The sequence below is a fragment of the Streptomyces sp. NPDC057654 genome, from assembly GCF_042800135.1.
In the GTDB taxonomy this organism is placed as follows: Bacteria; Actinomycetota; Actinomycetes; order Streptomycetales; family Streptomycetaceae; genus Streptomyces.
This window is the reverse complement of record NZ_JBHVHQ010000708.1, coordinates 1-4,560: the sequence shown is the minus strand read 5'-3', so window position 1 is coordinate 4,560 and position 4,560 is coordinate 1. Positions and strand designations below refer to the sequence as shown.

Here is a 4,560-nt window from a genome sequence, read left to right as displayed (position 1 = left end):
GGCGGTGCGGAACGCCTGCACCCGGTACGTGGGGGCCTGCCCGCGCTCCAGCAGGAACGCGATACGGTCCAGTGCCTCCACCGGTTCCATCGCTCACCCGCCTGCCGCCGCCCTGTCGCCGCGTCGGCCCCCGTTTCCCGAGGCCATGACCATGATCCGGCGGGGCGGCGCGCTCGGCAACAGATGCCGTGGCGCCGGGGCGGATCAGGCGGCCTGGCCGCCGCCCCGGCCCCCGGCCCCTCGGACCTCCAGCCCGTCGAGCAGCTTCCGGGTCGCCTCGGCCACCGCGTCGACGGCCTCGTCGAACACGGCCCGGTTGTGGGCTGCGGGCGCGCGGAACCCGGAGACCTTGCGTACGTACTGCAACGCCGCCGCCCGGACGTCCTCGTCGCTGACGTCCGGGGTGATGGGCGGCCGGAGAGTCTTGATACTGCGGCACATGGATTCAGCGTAGACGAAGGGCGGATACGGGGCGCGCGGTCGCCGAAATGGCATGTCCGCGACCCGATCCGTGTTACCGGCGGGGTCACAGAGGGCATCACCGAAGTGACGAGGCGTCATCGCGCGGCATCGGCCACCCGCGCGGCCCGTCCATCCCCCCACATGATCAGGAGAAGCACGTGATCCACGCTACGCCCGTGCCCGGAGACATCGGGCTCACCCGGATATCCGGTACCACCGGAAAGCTCATCCGCTTCGGCCAGTGGCTCAACGGCAACGGATTCGCCGACTACGAACACGCCTTCCTCGTCCTGCCCGACGAACGACTCCTGGAAGCCGAACCCGGCGGCGCCCGCGTCAAGTCCCTCTCCGAGTACGACGGCGCGGATGTCGTGTACACCTGCCCCGCCGGCCTGACCGAGGAGCAGCGCGGAGCCGTGTGCGAGGCGAGCGGCCGGTACGTCGGAGTGGAGTACAGCTTCCTCGACTTCCTGGCCATCGCCACGCACCGCGTCCACCTCCCGGTCCCGGGGCTGCGCCGCTACGTGGCCAGCACGAAGCACATGATCTGCTCCCAACTCGTCGACCAGTGCTACCAGGACGCCGACGTGCACCTGTTCGCCGACCGGCGCTGGTCCGGCTATGTCACGCCGGGGGCGCTGTACACCCTCCTGGCCGGGTCGGGCGAGCAAGCGAGGGAGGGCGCATGCGACGCCGCCGCCCAGAACACCGAGCCCGGCGAGGCGCGCCGGGCGGCGTAGGGGGCGCGGCACCACGGCCCGTACGGAACGCGGATGCCCGATCGTTCCCCGATACTGTCTCCCACCACCACGGGGGCACGGCTCCAGTCCATAGGAATTCCGGCCAGGACGGTACTCACCCCTTCGAACGGATTGCCCAAGTCCCCGCCACCTGCCATTCCGTGGACATATGCCGAAGGAGCACAGGGGAATTCTCGCATTCACGCCCCAACGAGCCCTGAAATCGGGTTCATTGGGGACGGGAGTCCCGCGCTCTCCCGCTGACGTCAACGTCTGTTCCAGGGCGCAGAGCGGCGGTGACATGGAACGAGGTGCCTCGTGACCGCGGACCGGGTCCGTTCCCTCTCGCTCTGTACTGTGGCGCGGTCGGCCGCCGACGGCATACGGAGGCCCGCCCTCCCGCGGCCGGCCTCAGGAGAGCCGCTGGTGGGGGCCCGGAAGCTGGTGAGCCGCGCGGTCCGTGGGCACGGTCCGTACGGCGCCGAGGGGCGGCCGTGACCGATGGCCTCGACCTGCCCGCGGCCGGCGGAGTGCCGCCGCGGCGACCGAGCCGCCGGCTGGAGATCTCCTTCGAAGCGTTCCACGAATTCCACGCCCGTAAGTGGCTGGAATACGCCCGTCTGCACACCGGTGACGCACTCGGCGCGGAGAAACTCACCCAGGCCGTCTATCAGCAGCTGGCCGACCACTGGGCGCACGTCCTGCTCCAGCCGTCCGTCGACTCCTATGCCTGGACGGTTTTCAAGGAGCACATCGCCGAGTGGTTCCTGAACAGCGGCCGGAGCACGACGGCGGCACAGGCCTCCGCTCTCGCCGCCGTCGCCCGGGTGCTGCTGCGGAAGTACGGGCAGCAACTCGCCCTGCTGGAGGACCGCGCGAGTTCCGGCGGCGGGATGCCCCGGCTTCCCGAGCGGCAGTGCGACGTGGTGGTGCTGCGCTTTGTGATCGGCTATTCGGACGACAGGATCGGCGCGCTGCTCAATGTGGACGAGACCGTCGTCCGTTCCCATGTGCGGCACGCGAAACGCAGGATCGTCGCCGAATTGGGAGGCGGCCGAGGGCCGTATGACGAGGGCTGACCCCTTTTCCGTCCCGGACCGCTTCCGAATGCGGCGCGGTGCGCGCCCCGAGCGCTGCTGATGAGGGCCGGATTCGGTGGGGGCGAGCCTTCCGCCCCCACCTGCGGCTCCTACGCCCCCTCCGTCGGCTCCCCGTGCCATGAGTGCCACAGAGCCGCGTACGCGCCGCCGCTCGCCACCAGTTCGTCATGCGTCCCCAGCTCGGTCAGCCGCCCCTCGCCCATCACGGCCACCCGGTCCGCGTCATGGGCCGTGTGCAGCCGGTGCGCGATGCTGATGACCGTACGGCCCTCCAGCACGGCCGCCAGCGCCTGTTCCGTATGGCGCGCCACCGTCGGATCCAGCAGGGCGGTGGCCTCGTCGAGTACGAGCGTGTGCGGGTCGGCCAGGACGACGCGCGCCAGCGCCAGTTGCTGGGACCGCGCCCCGTCCGGCCGGCCGCCCTCCGCGCCCAGGTCCGTGTCCAGGCCGTCCGGCAGCTCGGCCGCCCACTCGGCGCCGACCGCCGCGAGCGCCGCGCGCAGCTCCGCGTCCGTGGCGTGCGGAGCGGCGATCAGCAGGTTGTCCCGTACGGAGCCGAGGAAGACGTGATGCTCCTGGGTCACCAGCACGACGTGCTCGCGCAGCAGGTCCGGGGCCAGCCCGGCGATCGGCACGCCGCCCACCGTCACCGCCCCCGCGCCCGGCGCCTCGACGCCCGCCAGCAGCTTGCCCAGCGTCGACTTCCCCGCGCCCGAGGGCCCGACCACCGCCAGGCGCTCGCCGGGCCGCACGGTCAGATCGACCCCGCGCAGGACGTCCGCGCCGCCGTCGTACGCGTACCGCGCGCCCGTCACCTCGATCCGGTCGCCGGCGGGGGCGGCGGGGGCGCTCTCCGGCGGCCGCGGCGCACCGCTCAGCCCCTCGACCCTCGCGAACGACGCGCCGCTGCTCTGCAACTGCTCCACCCACAGCAGGATCGTGTCCAGCGGCGTGGACAACTGCCGCAGGTACAGCGCCGCGGCGACGACCGTGCCCAGATTCATCGCGCCGTGGGCGTGCAGCGCGCCGCCGATCAGCAGGACGGCGACGGGGGGAAGCACGTACGAGACGTCCACGCAGGGGAAGAGCACCGACCGCAGGCCCAGCGTCCGGGTCCGGGTCCGGCGGCACCGCTCGATCGCCTCCTGGCAGGCGATCAGCCGACGCCGCTGCAAGCCGAGGGCCTCGACGGTACGGGCGCCCGTGGCGCTGGCCGCGAGCACCTCCGCCAGCGCCGAGTTGGCCGCGCCCTCGTCGAGATAGGCGGTACGCGCCCGGCGCAGATACCAGCGGGTGGCGAACCGGATGCCGATCAGCGAGAGCACCCCGCACGCGCCGAGGAGGGGTTCGAGGAAGAAGACCGCGCCGAGGATGAACAGCGCCTCGACGGCGGCGACGAACACCTCGGGCGCGGCGTCGCGCAGGGTGGTGCCGACGCTCGCGACGTCGGTCGTGCCGCGGGCCGTCAGGTCGCCCGTACCGGCGCGCTCCACGACCGAGGCGGGCAGCGCGAGGGCCCGGTCGACGAACTGCTCGCGCACGCGCGCCGAGGTCCGTTCGCCGAAGCGGTGCCCGACGCGGCGGGCGAAGCGCGACAGGACCAGCTGGGCCAGGGCGAAGACCAGGATGACGAGCGCGTACCGGTCCACCGCCCCCGTCCCCTCCCCGGCGCCGACCGCGTTGATGATGCGGCCGAGCAGCCAGGGGCCGACGAGCCCGGCGGCCGCGGCCAGCGCGTTGAGGACGAGCATGACGGCGAAGGCCCGCCCGTCCTGCCGGATCAGCCGGAACGCGGCACGGCGCACCTGGGGCGGTTCGGCGATGGGCAGTTGGCCGGAGGGCCCGTCTGTCGTGTCGGAGCCGATCGTGGCGTCGGGGGCGGTCGTCACCGGGCGGCCTCCTGCGACCTCGTGTCGGTTGATCCATGGTCCGGGTTGTGGGCCGGACCATGGTCCGGGTCCGTACGGCTGTCCGGGCCGCCTGCGCCGTCCGCGGCCTCCGGGTCGCCCGCGCCCCGCGCCACCAGCGAGCGGTAGCCCGCGTTCCCGCGCAGCAGCTCCCCATGGCCGCCGACGGCGGCGACGCGGCCGTCCTCCAGGTAGTACACGGTGTCCGCCCGGTCCAGCAGGAGCGGCGAGGAGCCCGTGACGACGGTCGTGCGCCCGGCGCGGAACGCGCGCAGCCCGTCGGCCATGGCCGCCTCGGTGTGCGCGTCGACCGCCGAGGTCGGTTCGACGGCCATCAGCACCTCGGGGTCG

At 73.0% G+C, this 4,560-nt stretch carries 4 protein-coding genes and 1 pseudogene; 2 read left to right on the top strand and 3 right to left on the bottom strand.

Annotated elements, in window-relative coordinates; translation table 11 throughout:
- Window positions 1–204: 204 nt before the first annotated feature.
- Complete coding sequence (locus ACFU99_RS34140; RefSeq protein ID WP_384399599.1) at window positions 205–441, bottom strand: DUF2277 domain-containing protein; 237 nt, start codon at window positions 439–441, stop codon at window positions 205–207.
- A gap of 179 nt (window positions 442–620) precedes the next feature.
- Here ACFU99_RS34140 and ACFU99_RS34135 point away from each other — a divergent pair, with 179 nt between their 5' ends.
- Window positions 621–1,202, top strand: coding sequence for a hypothetical protein (locus ACFU99_RS34135; RefSeq protein WP_384399596.1), 582 nt, complete (start codon window positions 621–623; stop codon window positions 1,200–1,202).
- Window positions 1,203–1,696: 494 nt separating this feature from the next.
- Entirely contained in the window at window positions 1,697–2,281 is a 585-nt protein-coding gene (locus ACFU99_RS34130; RefSeq protein WP_384399593.1) for a sigma factor-like helix-turn-helix DNA-binding protein, read from the top strand.
- Window positions 2,282–2,391: 110 nt separating this feature from the next.
- Here ACFU99_RS34130 and ACFU99_RS34125 read toward each other — a convergent pair whose 3' ends face one another.
- Window positions 2,392–4,191 (bottom strand): ABC transporter ATP-binding protein, encoded by a 1,800-nt coding sequence (locus ACFU99_RS34125; RefSeq protein ID WP_384399590.1) that lies wholly within the window; start codon window positions 4,189–4,191, stop codon window positions 2,392–2,394.
- Window positions 4,188–4,560: pseudogene (locus tag ACFU99_RS34120) on the bottom strand (hypothetical protein); the annotation flags it as partial. The pseudogene ACFU99_RS34120 and the gene ACFU99_RS34125, both read right to left, overlap by 4 nt.

What these genes read in the sequence shown, in the direction of transcription:
- ACFU99_RS34140 (WP_384399599.1), bottom strand. Translation starts at nt 441, where the DNA reads ATGTGCCGCAGTATCAAGACTCTCCGGCCGCCCATCACCCCGGACGTC.